General features: G+C 69.7%; 1 protein-coding gene. It reads right to left on the bottom strand.

The features are described 5' to 3' along the window. Positions 1-350: EamA family transporter (locus G7A99_RS21695; RefSeq protein ID WP_371807656.1), on the bottom strand; the 350-nt coding region annotated here is incomplete at its 3' end. Positions 351-897 lie beyond the last annotated feature (547 nt).

Genomic DNA, 897 nt, shown 5'->3' with positions numbered 1-897 from the left:
CCCATGACGTAGCGGCCGATCAGGGTGCTCCAGACCGGCGTGAGGAAGAACAGCAGGACCACGATGGCCACGCGTCCGTAGACCAGGCCGGCCGAGTAGAGGACGAAGGCGAAACCGCCCAGGGCAACCCACACCAGGGCCGCGCGGCTGGACGGTACGGATTGGTGCGAGGTTCGCACGGCGAACGGTAGCAGCAGGAGGGCGGCCACAGCGACGATCGCCAGCGTGCCCCAGGCGCCCGACAGGCCGAGCTCGGAGAGCCGCCGCACCGGCAGCCAGTAGAAGCCCCACAGGCATCCGGTACCGACGACGAATAGCGTGGCCAGGGTGGTGTTGTGGTCGTTGCGCATCCAGCTAAGAGGGTGGGGATTGGCGCCCTACCTTAGCATCGGGCGAATTGCCCGGTATTGGCTGCGGCGCGTGACCTACCGGAATGTGCAGCCTTCGGCCGCGGGCACGCGACGTTCCTGCGCTCGCGACGCCGCGGAGACGTCGCACACCTGTCGGTGCACGACCTACGGGATGGGGGGGGTGGGTGCCATGGTGGTCGGTCGTGCGCGGCCGTCGGCCGTGTGTCACATCCTTGCCGGGGGCGCCCGCGGGATATCGCGCGTGGCGGGCGCGCGAGCTGCCGGGGTCAGCTACACGCCCGGCCGGGCGGTCATGCCGTCCCTTACGTTGGCGGCTCCTGGCTGGCAATACGTTCCGGGCCTGCGGCGGTCGCCACTGCATGACCGGTCCAGCACACATTTGGGGAGAATGCCGGCTGCCCTGTGCAGCCGACCTGCAGCGGACCACGTTGCAGACGGTGGGCGTAACGGACGGGGCGGTCCCAGACGCGGTATGTGCGCCGGCCATTGTGCGTGGGTCTTCCGTTGCGGTGATGGCCGGCGACGC

The sequence above is a fragment of the Arhodomonas sp. KWT genome (genome assembly GCF_010993615.1).
This window is presented reverse-complemented; position numbering and strand designations above follow the sequence as displayed.